Consider the following 18,390-nt stretch of genomic DNA (forward strand, 5'->3'; position numbering starts at 1 on the left):
CCGCTTGTCCCGCCCGGCGCTTCACCTTAGGATGAGGTCGACGTCGAAGATGTCGCATTGGTGGAGTTGCTCGTCGCGTTGCCCGTGGATGCGCCTGTGGTGTTGCCCGAGCTCGTCGTGTTGGAACTGCTGCTCGAGCCCGACGCGGAGCTTGTGGTCGATCCCGTCGCGCCCTGACCCGGAGTGGGTGCGGTCGGTGTGGCGCCCAGTTCCAGAATCGCCTGGCGCAGCTTCGAGATGAGCAGATTTTCGAGATTCCACAGTCGCCGCAGCTGTCCGGCCGGCGGATTCGTGGCAGAGGTGACTTGATTCAGCTCCTGAGAGAATTGGCTGTACGCCTTTGCGATCTGTTGCTCGAGCGCCGAGAGGGCGTGCGAGTCTCGCAGCGCAGCCTCAGCTGCCGCGACCTGTTTCAAGATCTGGTTCATGGCCTGCCGAGCCGCCTGGTTGCTCGTCGCGTTTTGCAGCGACGTCAGGTCCGATTGGAGCTCCGAGATGAGCTGCGTCACTGCGGGCGGCTGCGTGGCCGAGCTGCTTGCGTTTTGGACGAGAGACTCGTACTGATGGTAGAGCGCTTCCACGATGGCCGCGTTTGACTTCACGAGCGAGAGCGAGATGTTCTCATGCTGTCCGCGGCTTATCGCGGTCGGGTGACCTGGGTGCAGCCCGCGCGGCGCGGCAAGCGCGATGGGGCTGGCTGCGGCCAGGACGGTGCCAGCCGTGGCGATCGCGGCGAGACTGCGGGTCCAACGTGCGCTTTTCATCGACATACCCCCTATGCTCACGTGAAAGATGTTCCTCTGTATCCATCGAAACTAGGACACAAACCTCAAAATCGCCTTGAAAGCGGAGGTGGGCGGGTGGACGCGGTCGTGATCGGCAGCATCAACGTGGACCTCGTCGTGCGCGTGCAGGAGATGCCGCGGCCTGGCGCGGCGGTGTAGGCGGAATCGGCGCGCCATCAGGCAGGAGGCAAGGGTGCGAATCAGGCCGTTGCCGCCGCCCGGCAGGGCGTGCGCGCGCATGATCGGGGCCGTGGGGACGGACGCATTTGCGCCGATGCTCAAGGATTCGCTGGCCCGTGCAGGCGTCGACGTCTCGGGCGTGGCGGAGGTGCCGGGGCCGAGCGGCAAGGCGCTCATCTTCCTCGAGATAAGCGGGCAAAACCGCATCGTGGTGGTCCCGGACGCCAATGCGTTCCTCGAACCAGTGAGGGTGGAGCGCGCGGTGCTCACCTTGGAGACGCCGCGGGAGACGGCTGTGATGGTGCAGAACGAGATTCCGCGCGAGGCCGTGATGGTCGCCATTCGCGCGGCACACCTGCGCGGGTGGCCCACCGTGTGGAACGTGGCGCACCGTCGGCGTTGCCGGCTGAGGTGCTTCGCGTTGGCGAAGTGAGCGTGATGAACGAGGTGGAGGCCGCCTGGGTGACGGGGCGCGAGATTCCCGACGAGAACGTCCGCGAGGCGCTTCGCTACGCCACGGCTGCCGCTTCCCTCTGCGTGCACGGATGGGTGCGGCCGACAGCATCCCGGGGCGCAGTGAGGTGGAGGCGTTTTTGCGATCTCGGCCCGAGGGCGAAGGCGTTTGACGGGTCCAGCAGGAAATTCGATGTTCGCCGTCGAATCGAACGTTTGTTTGCAACGGCTGTGCAGGGCCGCACTTCGTTCGGAAAGAAGGTCTCCTCATGCGCATCCTCCACACTGCCGATTGGCACTTCGGCAAGACGCTTGAAGGGCGGGATCGCGCGCCCGAACAGTGGAAGTTCATCGAGGAACTCGCCGCCATCTGCGACGCCGAATCGGTCGATCTCGTCCTCATGGCAGGCGACGTCTACCAGACCGTCAACCCGAGCGCAGAGGCGGAGGAAATGTTCTACCATGCGCTCCACAGGCTGGCCGCCGGCGGGCGCCGCGGCGTCGTGATCATCGCCGGCAATCATGATCACGCTGACCGCATCCGCGCGCCGCGCTGGCTGGCGGATCCTCTTGGCATCGTGCTCGTCGGCCTGCCGAAGGACGAGATCCGGCCGACGGAGGCGCGCCGAGATGGCGCGTGGCGGCCGTGGGGCGGTGTGGGCGCCGTGGAACTGGCCGTCCCGTCGTGTCCGCACAGGGCGCGAATTGCCGCGGTGCCCTACCCCTCCGAGTCGCGGCTCGGCGAGGTCCTCTCCGAATCCCTCGAGGAGCGCGAGATGCGGCGAAGCTACAGCGACCGCCTCGCCGGCTGGTTTGCCGTTCTCGCCCGCCACTTCCGCCCCGACACCGTCAACCTGCTCGCAAGCCACGTCTACGTGGCAGGCGGCATCGAAACGGATTCAGAGATCCAGATCCAGGTGGGCGGCGCGTACGCGGTTGATGCGTCCGCCTTCCCCGCGACCGCGCAGTACGTGGCGCTCGGTCATCTCCACCGCCCGCAGGAGATGGAGGGGCCGGGCGGGGTGCCCATCCGCTACGCCGGATCGCCCATCGCGTACAGCTTTTCCGAGGCGGGGCAACAGAAATCGGTAACGCTCGTGGACGTCGAGCCGGGGCAGCGCGCGCGGTGGTGGGAGATCCCGCTCTCCTGCGGGCGCCCGCTCGTGCGATGGCGTGCGTCGAGCCTCGCCGAGGTGCACGCGTGGCTCGACGAGGGGCGGGATGCGGATGCGTGGATCGATCTCGAGGTGCGCGTCGACACCGAGATGGCGCTGCGCGACATCCAGGACCTGCGCGGAGCGGCGCCTCACATCGTCCACATCCGGCCCGTCCTGCCGATGCAGGAGGCCGCCGAATCCTTGGACGCGCAGGTGTCGAGACCGATCTCGCCCGAAGCGCTTTTTCGCCGCTTCTTCGAAGAAAAGGTCGGGTTGCCGCCGGACGATGCATTGGTGCGACTGTTCCTCGGGCTTGTGCAGGACGTGGAGACGGACGAGGCCGAGGGCACGGCTGAATCTGCGGAAGCGGGCGAGGAGGTGGGCGCATGAGGCCGGTTCGGCTCATCATCCAAGGGCTTCGAAGCTACCGGGAGCGGCAGGAGATCGACTTTCAGGCGCTGACCGAGCACGGCCTCTTCGGCATCTTTGGGCCGACGGGGAGCGGAAAGTCGACCATCCTCGACGCCATCACGCTGGCGCTCTTCGGGAGCGCGACGCGGGCATCTCGCAACGCGCAGGGGACCGTGAATCCGCTCGAGGCGCGGATGGAGATTGTGTTTGAGTTCGAGATTGGCGCGGGGGCGAGGCGCCGGCGGTATCGCGTGGAGCGTGCGTTCAAGCGGGGAAACAACCCGCTCTCCGTCACGACGACCGCGTGTCGGCTGCTCGAAATCGAGAACCCGGACGGCGATTCGCCGGGCCTCGTCATGGTGGCGGAGGGAACGCGGGAGGTGGACGCCGCCATCGAGGGCATCCTGGGGCTCAAGGAAGAAGACTTCACCCGCGCCGTGGTCCTGCCACAGGGGCAGTTCGCCGAATTCCTGCATCTTTCCGGCGCGGACCGCGGCAAGATGTTGGAGCGGTTGTTCGGCCTCGAGCGGTACGGCAAGAAGCTGTCCGAAAAGGTGTCGAAGCGGTTGACCGAGGCCAATCAGGAGGTCGGCCAGCTGGAGGCTGCCCTTGCCGAGGTGGGGGACGCGTCCGAGGAGGCGCTGGAGCGGGCGCGGGCCGCGCTTGCGGAGGCCACGTCGGCGCTTCAGGCGGCGGAAGCGGAGCGACGCCATGCGGAGGCGCATCTGCGGGAACTCGAGCGCGTGGCCGAACTCGATGCCGAGCGCAGGCAGGCGGAGGCTGAGGCGGATCGGCTGCGCGATCGGGCGGAGGAGATGGCGCGACTGGAGGAGCGGCTTTCGCGCCATCGCCGCGCGGCGGCCCTGATGCCGCTTGTCACGAGCTGGGAGGAGGCTCGGGAAGCGGTCGCGCGGGCCGAGGGGCGCGCGGCGGCTGCGGGCGAGGCGCTTCGTGAGGCCGAGGCGCGGGCGGAAGAGGCCGCGCGGGCGGAGCGGGAGGCCGCGGCTCGGCGTGAGGCCGAGGAGCCCTCGCTTCTCGCGCAACAGGCCCGGCTTCGCGAGGCGGAGGGGCTCGAGCGCGCCTGGGTGGACAAGGCGCGAGCACTCCGCGAGGCAGAGGCAGAACTCCGAGCGCAACGGGCGCGCTTGGTGGCCGCGCAGGAGGCGTGCGCAAAACTGGAGGCGGGGGCGCAGGCGCTTCGGGATGGCCTCGAGGAGGCCGAGCGCGCGTTTCGGGCGCACCACGTGCCTCCCGAGGTGCGATCCGCCCTGGACCACCTCCGGCGCGCGCACGACGCCTGGCAGGCTGCGGCGCTTGCGCGGGAGCGGGAGGCAGGGCTTCTGGCGGAGCGGCGGGCGGACGTCGAGGACGCGGAACAGGCGTACCGCGGCGCGGAATCTGCGAGATCGGCCCTACGCGCTGAGGCGGAGTCGCTCGAGGCCGCCAAGGCGGCGCACGAAGGGTCTAAGCCCGCGGTGTCGCGCGATTCGTTCGCGAGCCTTCGCGCGTGGCTTCTGCGCGCGGAGGAGCGCGTGCGCGAGCTCGAGCAAGCAGAACAGGCCGTCGCCGCGGCCCGAAATCGGCTGGAGTCGGCGGTGCGCGCGCGGGCGCAGGCGGAGGAGATGCGGAACGCGCGCGCGAACGCGGCCGAGGCGGCTCGGGAGGCCATGGAGCGGCTGCGGGCCGAGCGCGATCGGCGGTGGGCCGCGCGGCATGGCGCGCTCATCTCGGCACTGGCGCGCGAACTCGTGGAAGGGCAGCCGTGTCCGGTGTGTGGCTCCACGCATCACCCGAGCCCGGCGGTGGCCGCGCTGGACGAGGGCGAGGTGTGGACGGAAGCCGACGATCTCGCCCTTGCCGAAGCGGAGGCCGCGTGGCGCGAGGCGGAAGGCATCCTTCGCGAAGCGGAGCAACAGTACCAGGTGGCGTTCGCGAAGGCGGAAGCCGCCGCGCACGAAGCGAGCCGTGCGGCGGACGAACGCGCGCGTCGGCTGTCGGCGCTCGCGGAACTGTGGCCCGAGGCGCCGGGGGCGACAGGCGCCGATATGCCCGAGTCGGCGGAAGGTTGGAAGCCTCATGTCCGGCGCGCGGCGGACGAGATCGCGGCGGGAGAAGAGGCGTGGGCGGCGTGGGAAGCCCGGGCGAAGGAGCTGGCGGATCAATCGGCGGCGCTCACGGAGCGCCTGCAGCGGGCGGCCGGGGACGTCTTGGCCGCGGAGGAGCGCCTGAAGGCGGCGAGGGCCGAGTGGGCGCGGCAGGGCGCGAGCGCGAGTTCGGCCGAGGAGAAGGCGCGGGACTCGGCGGAGTTGCTGCGCCGGGCCGCCGAGGTGGTGTCGCTTGGCGACGGGCTCGAGGGCGACGCGCTCGCGCAGGCGGTGCAGGATCGGCTCCGCCGCCTGGAGGAAGACGACCGAAGGGCGGGGGAGGCGGATGCGCGGCGGACGAGCTTGACCGCGGATCTGGCCCAGGTGAACGCCCGCCTGCAAGAGGCGGTGCAGCAGAAGCTCGAGGCCGAGCGCCAGGTCCACGAGGCGGAGATTCGGGAGGCGCAGCTTCGCGCGGGAGCGGATAGTGATAAGGCTCGGCTCGACGACATGACGGGCGGACGGCCGGTGGCGGAAGTCCGCGTGGAAGTTGAAACTGCGCTCGAAGACCTTCGCCGTGCGCTGGCGGAGGCCCTGCGCGCGCGGCAGGAGGCCGAAGCGGAGCGCGACAAGGCCCGGACGGCCGCGACACAGGCTGAAGCGGCGCTTCAGGAGGCGCGTCGGACCGAAGGGCGCGCGCGGGAGGCGCTTGAGGCAGCGCTGGCGGAGTCGGACTTCGCCACACCGGGCGACGTGCGGGACGCGCTGCTCGGCGAGCGAGAGGTGGTTGCCGCGGAGGACGAGATCGCCGCCTATCGGGACGCGGTGCAGGCGGTGAAGCAGCGATTGGACGATCTCGCGCGGCAGCTCGCGGGCAGGCGCGTGGACGAGGCAGAGCTTGCTGCTGCCCGGGCGCGTGCGCAGGCCGCCGAGGCGGCGCATGGCGAGGCGCAACAGCACGTCGGGGCGTGCAGGCAACAGTTGGCCGATCTCGAAGCCCGGCGCGCCCGCTTCGCGGAGGTGAGCGCGAAGCTCGAGCAAGCGCGCGAAGCGGCGCGCAGGCTGAAGACGCTGAGCGATGTCCTCCGGGCCAACGCGTTTGTGCAGTTCGTGGGGCGCGAGGAAATGGCCGATGTGGCGCGACAGGCGTCGGATCGGCTGGCTTCGCTGACCCACGGCCGGTATCGCCTCGTGCTGACGCCGACCGGCGATTTCGTGATTCGCGACGATCACCTTGGCGGCGTCGAGCGCCCCGTGGGGACGCTGTCGGGCGGGGAGACGTTTGTGACCTCGCTGTCGCTCGCGCTGTCGCTCTCCGCGCACATCCAGCTGCGCGGCCAGCATCCGCTCGAGTTTTTCTTCCTGGACGAGGGCTTCGGCACCCTGGACCCAGAACTGCTTGACGTGGTCATGTCCTCGCTCGAACGGCTCCGCCTCGAGCGCATGGCCATTGGGCTCATCAGCCACGTGCCGGAGCTTCGCGAGCGCGTTCCGCGCAGGCTGGTGGTCGAGCCTGCGGAGCCCGGTGGGCGCGGGACGCGCGTGCGGCTGGAGCGGGCGTAAAGGAGGGGGGCGTCGGGGCGGAACGCACGTGAGGCCCGCACGCCGTCGCGCATGGCTGACGGAGACAGGCCAAGCGGCCCACGCCCCGGGTCACTTCGTGAACTGCGTCCCTTCATCGGCGGGTGACGTGTGCATGCCGTTCGTCACCCCTTGCGTGCCGCCAAGTCGCCTGACCACCCTCGCATGCCCCGCAAAGGCCACCGTGGCCGCGGCACAGGCTCCCGTCGCCACCCAGAGGATGGGCGAGATGCCGGCGAGATCGAACAGGTGGCCGAACACGACAGGCCCCAAGAGGCTCCCCACATTGCCAATGGCGCCGATGAGTCCGAGGTAAAACGCCGCGTGTGGCCCGGTCATCCGGGTCACGAGCTCGGGCACCGTGGGGGCGTTGAGCATTTCCCCGAACGTCGCCACCACCATGCCGGCCACGAGCGCGGGATACGCCCGATGCGCGATGGCCATGCCGGCGAACGCGACGGCGTACAGCACGCTGCTCGCGACGAGCTGGGCGGTGGGCGCCTGGGTCACGCGGCGCTTGAGCCATCCGGTCACGGGCTGGCCGACGAGGATGAGAAGGCCGTTCACCGTCCAGAGCACGCTGTACGCGTCTGGGCGGTGTCCGGTTTGGTTGAGATAGGGCGCCACGCCGGAATTCCAGGCGGCGAGCGCGAGACTCAGGGCCAGCATGCCTGCCCCAAGAAGTGCATAGACCTGGTAGTTTCGGAAGAGTTGCCACGCCGACGCGCCAACCTGCGGCATGGCGTCGACGGGCGCATCCTCGGACTCAGGCCCAAGCCTGCGCAGAAACCGCCACATGAACGCCGCAAACGACAGCGTGAGGAGACCGTTCAGGAAAAAGGTGAGCAAAAACGAGATGGACGCGATCACGCCCGCGAGCGCCGTGCCCACGGCGATTCCGATGTTGTTCATCACGTACATGGTGTTGAAGAGCCGCGCGCTGACCGACTTCCACCGGTTGCCCACAAACGCGTTCAGCGCGGGCTGGGTGGCGGAGATGAGGAAGCTGTTCGCCGCGATGGCCACGGCGTAGGGCGGAAGCGAATGCGCCAACATGAGGCTCCACTGCGCGAGCGCGGTCAAGAGCAGCGATCCGACGATGAGCCGCATCGGACCGAGCCGATGGTAAACGGCGCCGCCGGCAAATTGTCCAAGGCCGCCCGCCAGCGACTAGCCGAACAACACCCAGCCGGCGGCCGCGTAGTTGCCGTGGAGCACGTTGTGCACGTAGATGGTCGTGAGCGGCCAGATGAAAGCGCTGCCCATCGCGTTGAACAGGCGCGCGACGAGAAACGCGTACGTCTCTTTGGGTAAGGACTGCGTGAAACGGCGCGAAAGCATGATCGGAGCTCCAGCGTGCGACGTATCGGCCCGTGCCATGGGCCGATTCTAAAGTTAACGCTTGTTTACACGCGGCGCAACCGTGCGGGACGGCGTGAAACGCGGTGACGGGGTTCACCCGGAACTGGACGGGAAACCTGCCCAATCTTGAGACCTCGCTGGCTCAGGTCCACTTGACTCCTGATACCCTACAGGGGTAGGGTTAAATCATGAGAAACCAACGGCCTTACTCAGGCTCGCGGCGATCCGTCAAGGGGGGTGAGGACATGTCAGAAACCCGCGAATTGACGCTGCCGATTGAGGGCATGACGTGCGCCGCCTGTGCGGCGCGGATCGAGAAGAATCTGGCGAAGCTGCCGGGTGTGCAGCAGGTGAACGTGAATCTCGCGTCCGAGCGAGCCCGCGTCGTGCTGACGCCCGACACGCCGTGGACCGAGGTGGTCTCGAGAATCGAAAAGACCGGCTACTCGGTCCCGGTGCGCGAAGTGGACCTGCGTATCACCGGGATGACGTGTGCCGCGTGCGCTGCGCGGATCGAGAAGGTTGTCGGGCGCCTTGAGGCGGTGAAAGAGGTGCACGTGAACCTCGCGTCGGAGAAGGCGCGTGTGGCGTACGTGCCGGGCGTGATCGACGTCGAGGACATCATCCGCGCGGTGGAGAAGGCGGGCTACGGCGCGGCGCTCGCGAGCGAGGTGGAAGCGGAGGAAGAGGCGCGCAAGCGGCGGGCGTATCGGCGCGATCTCGCCACGTTCTTCCTCTCCGCCCTCCTCACGCTGCCGCTTGTGGTGCAGATGTTCGTCATGCTGGTGGGCGGGCGCGCGTTTCTTCCGAACTGGCTCGCCTGGCTTCTCGCCACGCCCGTCCAGTTCTACGTCGGCTGGCGCTTTTACAAGGGGGCCTACCACGCGTTGCGCGGTGGCGCCGCGAACATGGACGTGCTCGTGGCGCTCGGCACCACGGTGGCGTACGTGTTCAGCGCCGTCCTGACGGTGGAGGGGCGCCAGGACGTGTACTTTGACAGTTCGGCGACGGTCGTGACGCTCATCTTCATGGGCAAGCTGCTCGAGGCGCGGGCCAAGGCGAGATCGAGCGCGGCCATCTCGTCGCTCGCGAAGCTCGGGGCGAAGGTGGCGCACGTCCTGCGGGACGGCGAGGAGACGGACGTGCCGGTCGAGGCGCTTGCTGTGGGCGATCTCGTCCGCGTGAGGCCGGGAGAGCGGGTGCCTGCGGACGGCGTCGTGGTGGAGGGATGGACGAGTGTCGACGAGTCGTTTCTGACCGGCGAGCCGCTGCCTGTGACGAAGCGCCCTGGCGACGAGGTGGTGGGCGCATCCCTGAACCAGACGAACGCCTTCGTGATGCGGGTCACGAAGGTGGGCCGGGACACGGCGCTGGCGCAGGTCATCCGGCTGGTGGAGCGCGCGCAGGGATCGAAGGCGCCGGTGCAGCGCCTGGCGGATCGCATTTCCGGCATCTTTGTCCCGGCCGTGCTCGGGGTGGCCCTTGTCACGTTCCTCGTCTGGGGCGCGCTCGGGCACTGGTCGCACGGGCTGTTTGCGGCCATCGCGGTGCTCGTGATCGCCTGCCCGTGCTCGCTCGGCCTCGCCACGCCGACGGCCATCATGGTGGGCACGGGGCTCGGCGCCGAGCGCGGCATCCTCGTGAAGGGCGGGGAGCATCTGGAGACGGCGCACCGGGTGGATACCGTCGTCTTTGACAAGACGGGGACGCTGACGATGGGGAAGCCCGCCGTGACGGAGATCTGGGCAGCCGAGGGCGTCGCCGAAGGGGACGTGCTGAGGCTGGCGGCGGCGCTTGAGGCGCAGAGCGAGCACCCGCTTGGCCGCGCGGTGGTCGAGGCGGCGAAGGCGCGCGGCGTGGAGGTTCCGGCGGCGATGGACGTGGCGGCCGTGCCGGGGCGCGGGATCGAGGGCGTGGTGGAGGGCGCGCGCGTGCGCGTGGGCAGCCCGAGCTTTGTGTCCTCCGCCGCGCCGGGCCTGCCGGAGAAGGTGCGCCGCAAGCTCGCAGGGCCGGGCCGCACCGTCGTGGTGGTGGCGCAGGAGAATCGGCTGCTTGGCGCCATCGCCATGGCCGACGAGGTGAAGCCGGATGCGCACGCGGCGGTGGATGCGCTTCGGGCGATGGGGATGGACGTGTGGATGATGACGGGCGACGCGGAGGAGACGGCGCGCGCAGTGGCGGCGCGCCTCGGCATTGAGCACGTGATGGCCGAGGTGTTGCCGGGCGACAAGGCGGCGAAGGTGGAGGCGCTGCGGAAGTCCGGGCGCGTCGTGGCCATGGTCGGCGACGGGCTCAACGACGCGCCGGCGCTCGCCGCAGCGGACGTGGGCATGGCGGTGGGCACGGGCGCCGATGTGGCGCTGGAAGTCGCGGATGTGGCGCTGATGCGCGGCGATGTGTGGGCCGTAGTCGACGCATTGCGCCTCGCCAAGGCGACCATGCGCAAGATCCGGCAGAACCTGTTCTGGGCGCTCGTGTACAACGTGCTCGGCATTCCGCTCGCCGCGCTCGGGGTGTTGAGCCCTATCATCGCGGGGGCCGCGATGGCCCTGAGCTCGGTCAGCGTGGTGTCGAACAGCCTGCTCCTGCGGCGCACGCGGATGGGCGCGAACGCCTCCGCCGCGTGACTCGGATCGATGCGCGCGATCTCGCCGCAGGAGAGCGCGCGGGCGCCGACGGGCGCCCCTTTTGCGTGTCTCAGGGACCTGCGGTCGGGCGCGCGTTCGGCTGCCTGTTCGGCCGCCGGCCCACCGCCGCGCCGGCAGACGGCGGGGGCTTTGGCTTAGGCCGGCTCCCCGCTCACCTTGTGGCGGCTATCTGCCGCAGTTCTCGCCGCAACACCTTGCCGGTCGACGTCTTGGGGAATGAATCCACAAAGTGGTACCGGCGCGGTCGCTTGTACGGCGCGAGCTCCTCGCGGCAGAGCGCCTCGAGTTCCGCTTGCACGGCGGCCGGATCGGCCGATTCGTCGATGCGGACGAAGGCCACGGGGATCTCGCCCTTCAGCGCGTCCGGCGCGCCGACGACGTACGCCTCGAGCACCGACGCGTGCCGGTAGAGCACCGACTCCACCTCTTTCGGATAGATGTTGAAGCCCCCGTAGATGATCACGTCCTTCAGTCGATCGACGGCGTACAGATAGCCGTCCGCGTCCTGGCGGAACACGTCGCCCGTGTGCAGCCAGCCGTCTTTCTCGATGGTCTCGGCCGTCCGCTCGGGCTGCCGCCAGTACCCCTGCATGACGTTGAATCCGCGCACCAGAAGCTCGCCGGGTTCGCCCACCGGCACGTCCCGGCCTTCCGCGTCGACGATGCGGACCTCCGTCCCCGGAATCGGCAGGCCGCAGGACGACAACCGGCGCTTGTCCGGATGGGGCGGCTGCAGCGTCGCGAGCGGCGACAGCTCGGTCTGACCGTAGCCCTCGACAATCACGATGTCGGTCTGCGCCTCGAACTCGCGGATGGTCTCGACGGGGACCGGCGCGCCGCCGACAAGACCTACGCGCAGCGAAGACACATCGGCCGGGTGCCTTTTCAGCGCCTCGTTCAGCAGCATGAAGATGCTCGGCACGCCGCAGATGAAGGTCACTCGATGCCGCTCGATCTCGCCAAGCACGGCGCGGGGCGCGAACGTGCCGGATCGGATGAACAGCGTACCGCCCGCGAGCAGCGCGTGCAAAATCTCGACGCAGATGGAGAAGCAGTGCGTCATGGGGAGCAGGTTCAGGATGCGTTCTCTATCGGTTGACTCGAGGTAATCGCACACGGTCTGCGCGGTGCGGAGGACACCTTCGTGGCTCAGCATGACGCCCTTCGGCCGGCCCGTGGTTCCCGAGGTGTACAGGATCATGGCCGTCGAATCGGTGCGCACGTCCGCGCTGTGCGGCGCGCCTTCGCCGCCCGACTCCACGCGCCGCCACAGTGCATCTGGCGTGAGCCACCGCCGCACGCTCGCCATGTCGCCGTGCGCGGCGAGCGCTTCTGCGCGATCCGGCGCGCCCATGAATGCGCTTGCTTCGACGTCCTGCAGGATGAAGGCCATCTCCGGCAGGGACAGCGTCGGGTTGATGGGCACGGCGATGGCGCCCATGGACGTGACGGCGCCGTACGCCACCACCATCTCCGGCGAATTCTCAAGCGCAAGCGCGACGCGATCGCCTGGCCGAATGCCCTCGTCTTGAAGCCAAGCCGAAACCGCCGCACACGCCTTCGCGTACGCCTGATACGAGAGCGTCGCCGGTGCGTCGCCATCGAGCCTCCATACGAGGTACGGCGCTTCGCCCATGCGCTCCGCCTGGACCTCGATGATGGCTGGGTAGGTGAAGATTCGTTTCACAAAGTAGCCCCCTCGCGATTTCTACCGCGAGTATATCACGGGAAGGATGTGCGCAGGCTGACACCTCACAGCGCCCCTCGAGGCAACTTGGCGATGAGCACGCGCGTCCCCTTGGGCCGCACATCCTTCGCGTCAGGCTCCCTTGTGATGCCGACCATCTCCGCCTCGCGCGGCGGGCTCGGGAGCATGGCGATCCCGACGCCGCGAGGATCCACCCGGAGCGTGGCCGCCAGCTCATGCACGCTGCCGTGCACGTACCACACGCTATAGGCGCCGGGCGCCGACACCGGCTTCAGACCCTCGACCACGAGGACGAGCCGCTGCGATTGCCCCTGCCGGAAGACGTACAGGCTGCCATGGGCCTCGTCGCCGACGGGCGTCATATCGACGTCGGCGATGGGCGTGCTCGCCGCGGTGGCGATGGCGTCCGCGGGCGGGCCCTGCAGAGAGGACGCCGACTTCCAGACCACCGCGAGAGCGAGCGAGGCCGCGACGGCGGCAGCGGACGCCGCATAAGCCCAGATCCGGTACAGGCGCTCCGGCCGCATGCGCCATAGGCGGCGTCCCCCAGGCTGGAGCCGCGGCCGTGGTCCGAGCACGCGCGCAAGGATGTCCTTCTTCCACGACTCGGCATACGCCCGATCCACCTCGCCCGGTTCGGCCTCCAAGAGCATCTGCCAGGAAGGCATGACCTCGGCGAGTGCCCTCTGGCACGCGCTGCAGTGGGCCACGTGGCGCTCGAACGCCTCCAGCGTGGGCTCGTCGAGTTCGCCCGTCAGGTACGCGGTGAGATATCGGCACAGGCGCCGGGACGGACTCATGGTTCCACCTCCGGATATTCAGCCAATTGTTGTCGAAGCCCCCGAAGCCCTCGGTGCAGCCGCGTCTTGACCGTTCCCAGCGGAATCTGGAGCCGTTCGGCGATCTCGCGCAGCGTCAGGCCTTGCACGTACGCGAGGACGAGCACGTCGCGCTCCTCCGCCCGGATGGCGCGCATGGCGCGGGCGAGATCGGCGCGAAGAAGCGTCGAGTCATCCGAGGCATCGGACGGCGCGCGAGGTTCCACGTCCAGCTGGAGGAATCGCTCTCGGGGCTTCGCGCGGCGCAGGTGATCCACCGCGATGTGGCGCGTGACGACGGCCAACCAGTGGGCAACCGGCCCAAGTGCGGGATTGTACGATCGCGTCCGCCAGACGCGCAAAAAGACGTCCTGAACGACGTCTTTGACCGTGTCTGGATCCCTTATCATTTTGCGCGCGATGGCGGTTACGCGGGGCGCATGCCGCTGATACAGCTCCTGCAGCGCATCCGCATCGCCCGCCGCCACGCGCAACATCAGTTCTTCGTCAGATGGCACGCGATCCTCTCCTCGCGCGCCGCCCCGGCGCGTGTGCAGAGGCGGCGCGGATGGCGTGATACCGTCACTTCTTGGCGGACGCGTGGGCGTGTGCCACTGCGGACTTCGCCGGCTGCACCGTATTCATCCACGCGCTGCCCGTCGCTTGGCCGTAGTCCGCGAGGAAGTCGGACGCGGCGAACCACGCGACGAGCTGGCCGTTCTTCTCAGGGCCGATGAGCACCACCGGTTGTGCGGCCCCCTTCGGCCATTGGATGGCGTCGTGGAACGAGAAGTCGCCCTGGCTGTCGAGCTTCACCGGCGGCAGCACGATGGGCGCCGCGTTGGCAAACGTGATCTCCGCCCCGACCTCCGTAATGCCGTTCGTGGTGCCGCCGATCTTGGCCGGAACCGGCTGGCCGTTCTCCATGTAGCCCTGCTTCGGGATGATGAGCCACTTTCCGCTCGCCGTAAACAGATTGCTCTTCAGTTGGTACGATCCGTCCACCACCCACGGCGCTTTGCCCGCCGGCACGCCGCGGATCACGACGTTAGGAATGTTTCCGTACAGTTTCCCCGCCATGACCACGGCTGACGTCGCGCTCGCTTCCCCGTGGCTCGCCTTCGGCGCCTTCGCCGCGGCGAACACCGGTGACACCGCGATGGCCGACGCCGCCGCCACAGCCGTGGCGGCCCCAAGCACGTGCTTCCAGTTCCCCTGACGCATCGAACCTACCTCCTCTTTCGTTTCGGGTCTCACGCCCGTTTCACCTGTCCATACGAGGCGCTAGGGCGTTTCGGTTTCACCGCGAACCAAAATACGCCTCGGTGGGATACCCGAAGTGCTCCCAATAGCCCGTGATGGGTTCCGCCGAGAAGCTCACGCGCACCACCCACTTGATGGACTTGTACCCGTACATCTTCGGGACCACAAGGCGGAGCGGATAGCCCTGTTCCCGCAACAGGGGCGCGCCGTCCATCTCGTACGCCAGGAGCACGGTCGGATCGAACGCTTCCGAAAGTCGAAGACACTCGGTGTACACCCCGTCGCCGGAGTAGAAATGGACGTACCGCACGCCGGATCGCGGTTTGGCAAGTATGGCGAGCTGGCTCAGGTGCACGCCCTTCCAGCGGACGTTCGGCACGCTCCAGCCCGTGACACACTGAAAGTTTTGCGTTTCGTGCACAGCCGGGAGCGCGCGCAATTCCGCATACGTGAGCGAGAGCGGGCGCTCCACGTCGCCGTCCACCACCAGCCGATACGCGGCGGCGTCGATCTCGGGATAGCCGTTCACCACCGTGTAATATGCCGGAAAGGTCTGCACGCCGGGCGGGGGCCCTGTCGATCCGGCCTTTGACGCGCTTCGCAGGCCGCGCAGCCAGGCGGCCGGATCGATCGCGGTGAGGACGAGCGCGCCGAGCGCGCCGGTGGCCAGCGATACGAGGAACCGCCGCCGCTCCCAGTCGACGCGTTCGTACAACAGGCGCGATTGCGGCCGGATCCCGGTGACCTTCAGGAACGCGTGGATGAGGATCCACGTGCCGAGACAAGCGGTGAGCCAGCCATGCCAGGCGAACGCGCGACTGCGCATACCCGCCGGGAACACGGTCAGCCACCACAGCATGATCCCGGTCGCGACGATGGGGCTGCCGAGCAAGACGGGGAGGGTCCAGTCCCACTTCGAAAGCCGCCGTCCCTTCGGGAGCACGCGGACAAACGGCACGAAGAGCGTGACGGCAAACACGAGGCCGAGCAGGATGTGAAGTCGGTAGACAAACGGAATGTACGGGATCATGAACCGGTGAACAAACGGCAGGTACAGCGCGAGGCCGCTCGCGACGAGGAGCGCGAACGAGACGATGGTGTAGTGGTGCAGGTAGCGGAGCGGCCTCGGCCAGCGCCGGGCCTTCGACGGGACGGGTAGCATCGTCTCACCTCTCGGACAGCGCAGTTGCCTGCGCCGTGTCGCGCGACTTGCGGCGATGGATGGCGGACGCGATGGCGACGCTCGCCTCGTACAAGGCGAAGAGCGGAACGGTCACCGTGAGATGGGCGATGAGTTCCGGCGGGCTGATGAGCACCCCGACGACCACCAGGGCGAAGTACGCGTATTTGCGCTTCGCGCGCAGCGCGCTCGGCGTGATGAGACCTACCGCACTCCCGCACGCCACGACCACAGGGAGTTCAAACGCGATACCAAACGCGACGACGATAGTGCTCACGAACGACAGGTAGCTTCCGTAGCGCAGGTAGACGCCGAGGTGGGACCACGCCGCAATGGCGACCAAGTACCGCACGAGCCGGGGCACGACGATCCACCACGCGAACGCTGCGCCGGCCGCAAAGAGTAGGAGCCCCGCCGCCAACCCTGCGCGCACGAGCCGCCGCTCGGAAGCGGTCAGCGCCGGCGCCACAAATCGCCACGCTTCAAACAGGAAGTAGGGCAATCCAGCGAAGAAGGCGAGCGACAGCGCCAATTTCAGATCCTGAACGACGACCTCGTCCAGGCTCGTGACGATGAGGGCGAGGTGAAGCTCGTGTACAGGCCGCATGGCGTAGCGGACAAGGACAGGCAGCCACGCCACGGTCGCCGCGAAAAGCGCCGCATAGACGAGCGCCGACCGGATGAGATGACCCCTCAACGCGCGGAGGTGTCCGTCCCATCCGCTCATGGGCGAGTGGCACGCTCCGCCGTCGCCTCGGGCGTGGGCACGGTCCCCTCGGACGCCGCGCCGCTCGAGTCCCGCGTTGGTTCCTCCGACGCCGTCGCCTTCGCGGGTGCGGAGGCTTCGGCCTCACGGTCGCCGAGCGCTGTGCGGAATTCGCGCAAGAAGTGGCCGACGGAGCGGCCGAGTTCGGGAAGCTTCTTGGGCCCGAATACAAACAGGGCGGCGACGGCGATGAGCAATACCCCTGACCAGCCGATGTTGCTGAACAACGCACATCCTCCTCCCGCGTCATGCGTTTTGGGCGAGGCTAGGCGCGCTGTGCGAGGAACCGGGTGTCGAAACCGAGCCTCGTCTCTCTATGTCTTTCATACGAGAGCAACCTCAACTTCGGTTTTGATGTATTGGTCGTTGACGACAAGGCACGTGTGCGTCGCGCCGTTCCAAGCCGAATTTGAACGACGACGCCTATGCTTCCTCCGCAGACAAGCCGGCTCTAGCCGCGAGAGGTGGGTCGCGTTGACGTGTTGGGCGGATGAGTTGGAAAGGTTGCGGGCACAAGGATGGATTCGAGGGGTGGCCATCGACTCGCGCGAGGTGCGACCGGGGGACGTGTATGTGGCCATTCGCGGCCAACGCGCAGATGGTCACGCGTTCATTGGCGAGGCCGTGTCGCGTGGAGCCGTCTGCGTCGTGGGCGAGGAAGACGCCTCGTTGGTCGACGTGCCGCCGGACGTTCCGTATGTGCGAGTAACTTCCGCTCGAAGGGCGGCCAGTGCGCTGTCGAACAGGGTGTACGGTTTTCCGTCGCGCCATCTCACAGTGGTCGGCGTCACGGGGACAAACGGAAAAACCACGTCCGTGCACTGGCTGACGCACGTGTTGCGATTCGCGGGCATGCGCGTCGGCATGCTGTCCAGCGTGTTCAACGAGACCGGGCTCCGAACGGTACCGGCGAAACTGACGACGCTGGAAGCGCCCAAACTTCATCGCGCGTTGCGCGAGATGGTCGACGCGGGATGTACCCACGCCGTCATCGAGGTTTCGTCGCACGGCATCGTCCAGCATCGCACATCGGATGTGGACTTTGACCTCGCCATCTTCACGAATCTCACCCGGGAACACTTGGACTTTCACGGCTCGATGGAGAACTACGCGGCCGCAAAGGCCCGTCTCTTCAGCGGACTTTCCGCGGAGAAGCCAGGCGCCATTTTGAACCGGGACGACCCGTACGCCGACGTCATGGCCGAAAACTGCGTCGCCCCGATCGTCACGTACGGCGTGCGCTCGGGCGACGTGCGCGGGCGCGTGGTCGAGACGGACGGATGGCGCACTCGGGTGTCGATCCGGCTTCCGAATGGTGAAAAGCTCGAGGGCGTTCTTCATCATCCTGGGATGTACAACCTGTACAACCTCCTCGCGGTCGTCGCGGCCGCGTACGTCTTGGGCGTGTCCGCGGACGACATCGCCGGGGTGATTCCGACGCTCCCTACAATCCCCGGCCGAATGCACGTCATCCGGCCGGAACACGGCCCGACCGTCATCGTGGATTACGCCCACACGCCAGATGCGCTGCGCCAAATTCTCAGCACCGCGCGTCAGTGGACAAGCGGACGTGTTTGGCTCGTGTTTGGCGGGCGCGGCGAGCGCGATCGAGGTAAGCGACCCGAAATGGGGGCCATCGCGGCATCCATGGCGGATCACGTCTTGATCACCACCGACAGTTCATATTCCGAGGATCCCGAGCGCATCGCCAACGAGATCTTGGCGGGGGCGCAGCGAGTGCATCGTGCCCGGTGTGACGTGGTGCTGGATCGCGCGCAAGCCATTGAGCGGGCCGTCATCGAAGCGAACGACGAGGATGTCATTCTCATCACCGGCCGAGGTCACGAGTCGTTTCAGGTCGTCGGAGGTCTTCGTCTGGAGCAGACCGATGCGGACATGGTCCGCGAGGCGTTAAGTCGGCGGCCGAACACAGGCGTGATTTGAGATGGATTTTACAGACGTTCGGTAAGAACGTCTCACAGACACAGAAGGAG

General features: G+C 67.9%; 16 protein-coding genes. 6 read left to right on the plus strand and 10 right to left on the minus strand.

The features are described from left to right. Positions 1-26 precede the first annotated feature (26 nt). Entirely contained in the window at positions 27-764 is a 738-nt protein-coding gene (locus AACI_RS01520; protein ID WP_012809715.1) for a hypothetical protein, read from the minus strand. 21 nt (positions 765-785) lie between these two features. Here AACI_RS01520 and AACI_RS16710 point away from each other — a divergent pair, with 21 nt between their 5' ends. The 4 genes from AACI_RS16710 (at position 786) to AACI_RS01535 (ending at position 6,633) form a co-directional block, all read left to right on the plus strand. Then, positions 786-944, plus strand: coding sequence for a hypothetical protein (locus tag AACI_RS16710; protein WP_218917097.1), 159 nt, complete (start codon positions 786-788; stop codon positions 942-944). A gap of 34 nt (positions 945-978) precedes the next feature. Further along, complete coding sequence (locus tag AACI_RS01525) at positions 979-1,398, plus strand: PfkB family carbohydrate kinase (protein WP_049763284.1); 420 nt, start codon at positions 979-981, stop codon at positions 1,396-1,398. A 289-nt stretch (positions 1,399-1,687) separates the two neighbouring features. After that, complete coding sequence (locus tag AACI_RS01530) at positions 1,688-2,965, plus strand: exonuclease SbcCD subunit D (RefSeq protein WP_012809716.1); 1,278 nt, start codon at positions 1,688-1,690, stop codon at positions 2,963-2,965. After that, positions 2,962-6,633 (plus strand): AAA family ATPase, encoded by a 3,672-nt coding sequence (locus tag AACI_RS01535; RefSeq protein WP_012809717.1) that lies wholly within the window; start codon positions 2,962-2,964, stop codon positions 6,631-6,633. Before AACI_RS01530 ends, AACI_RS01535 begins: the two co-directional genes overlap by 4 nt. Before the next feature lie 90 nt (positions 6,634-6,723). Here AACI_RS01535 and AACI_RS01540 read toward each other — a convergent pair whose 3' ends face one another. After that, positions 6,724-7,818 (minus strand): MFS transporter, encoded by a 1,095-nt coding sequence (locus tag AACI_RS01540; RefSeq protein ID WP_280959723.1) that lies wholly within the window; start codon positions 7,816-7,818, stop codon positions 6,724-6,726. A gap of 3 nt (positions 7,819-7,821) precedes the next feature. Then, a complete protein-coding gene (locus AACI_RS16810) occupies positions 7,822-7,992 on the minus strand; it encodes a hypothetical protein (protein WP_245530657.1) in 171 nt (56 codons plus the stop codon). 266 nt (positions 7,993-8,258) lie between these two features. Between AACI_RS16810 and AACI_RS01545 the strand changes: the two genes are divergently transcribed. Continuing rightward, a complete protein-coding gene (locus tag AACI_RS01545) occupies positions 8,259-10,640 on the plus strand; it encodes a heavy metal translocating P-type ATPase (protein ID WP_012809718.1) in 2,382 nt (793 codons plus the stop codon). A 172-nt stretch (positions 10,641-10,812) separates the two neighbouring features. On the opposite strand, the gene AACI_RS01550 is transcribed toward AACI_RS01545, so the two are convergent. The 7 genes from AACI_RS01550 to AACI_RS01580 form a co-directional block, all read right to left on the minus strand. Next, on the minus strand, positions 10,813-12,348 hold the full coding sequence (locus tag AACI_RS01550; protein WP_012809719.1) for a class I adenylate-forming enzyme family protein: 1,536 nt from the start codon (positions 12,346-12,348) through the stop codon (positions 10,813-10,815). 65 nt (positions 12,349-12,413) lie between these two features. Next, positions 12,414-13,169: an anti-sigma factor gene (locus AACI_RS01555; RefSeq protein WP_012809720.1), complete on the minus strand. Its 756-nt coding sequence runs from the start codon at positions 13,167-13,169 to the stop codon at positions 12,414-12,416. Further along, positions 13,166-13,705 carry an RNA polymerase sigma factor gene (locus tag AACI_RS01560; RefSeq protein WP_012809721.1) on the minus strand — a complete coding sequence of 180 codons (540 nt, stop codon included), beginning with the start codon at positions 13,703-13,705 and terminating at the stop codon, positions 13,166-13,168. The genes AACI_RS01555 and AACI_RS01560 overlap by 4 nt, the downstream gene beginning before the upstream one ends. Before the next feature lie 64 nt (positions 13,706-13,769). Then, entirely contained in the window at positions 13,770-14,411 is a 642-nt protein-coding gene (locus tag AACI_RS01565; RefSeq protein WP_012809722.1) for a hypothetical protein, read from the minus strand. A 76-nt stretch (positions 14,412-14,487) separates the two neighbouring features. After that, positions 14,488-15,612, minus strand: a complete 1,125-nt coding sequence (locus tag AACI_RS15565; RefSeq protein ID WP_012809723.1) for a molybdopterin-dependent oxidoreductase — start codon at positions 15,610-15,612, stop codon at positions 14,488-14,490. Between the two features lie 4 nt (positions 15,613-15,616). After that, a complete protein-coding gene (gene tatC / locus AACI_RS01575) occupies positions 15,617-16,357 on the minus strand; it encodes a twin-arginine translocase subunit TatC (RefSeq protein ID WP_012809724.1) in 741 nt (246 codons plus the stop codon). Beyond that, positions 16,354-16,623, minus strand: a complete 270-nt coding sequence (locus AACI_RS01580) for a Sec-independent protein translocase subunit TatA/TatB (RefSeq protein ID WP_012809725.1) — start codon at positions 16,621-16,623, stop codon at positions 16,354-16,356. The genes tatC and AACI_RS01580 overlap by 4 nt, the downstream gene beginning before the upstream one ends. Positions 16,624-16,900: 277 nt before the next feature. Here AACI_RS01580 and AACI_RS01585 point away from each other — a divergent pair, with 277 nt between their 5' ends. Then, entirely contained in the window at positions 16,901-18,340 is a 1,440-nt protein-coding gene (locus AACI_RS01585) for a UDP-N-acetylmuramoyl-L-alanyl-D-glutamate--2,6-diaminopimelate ligase (RefSeq protein WP_280959717.1), read from the plus strand. Positions 18,341-18,390: the final 50 nt, after the last annotated feature.

Source organism: Alicyclobacillus acidocaldarius subsp. acidocaldarius DSM 446 (genome assembly GCF_000024285.1).
Taxonomy (GTDB): Bacteria; Bacillota; Bacilli; order Alicyclobacillales; family Alicyclobacillaceae; genus Alicyclobacillus; species Alicyclobacillus acidocaldarius.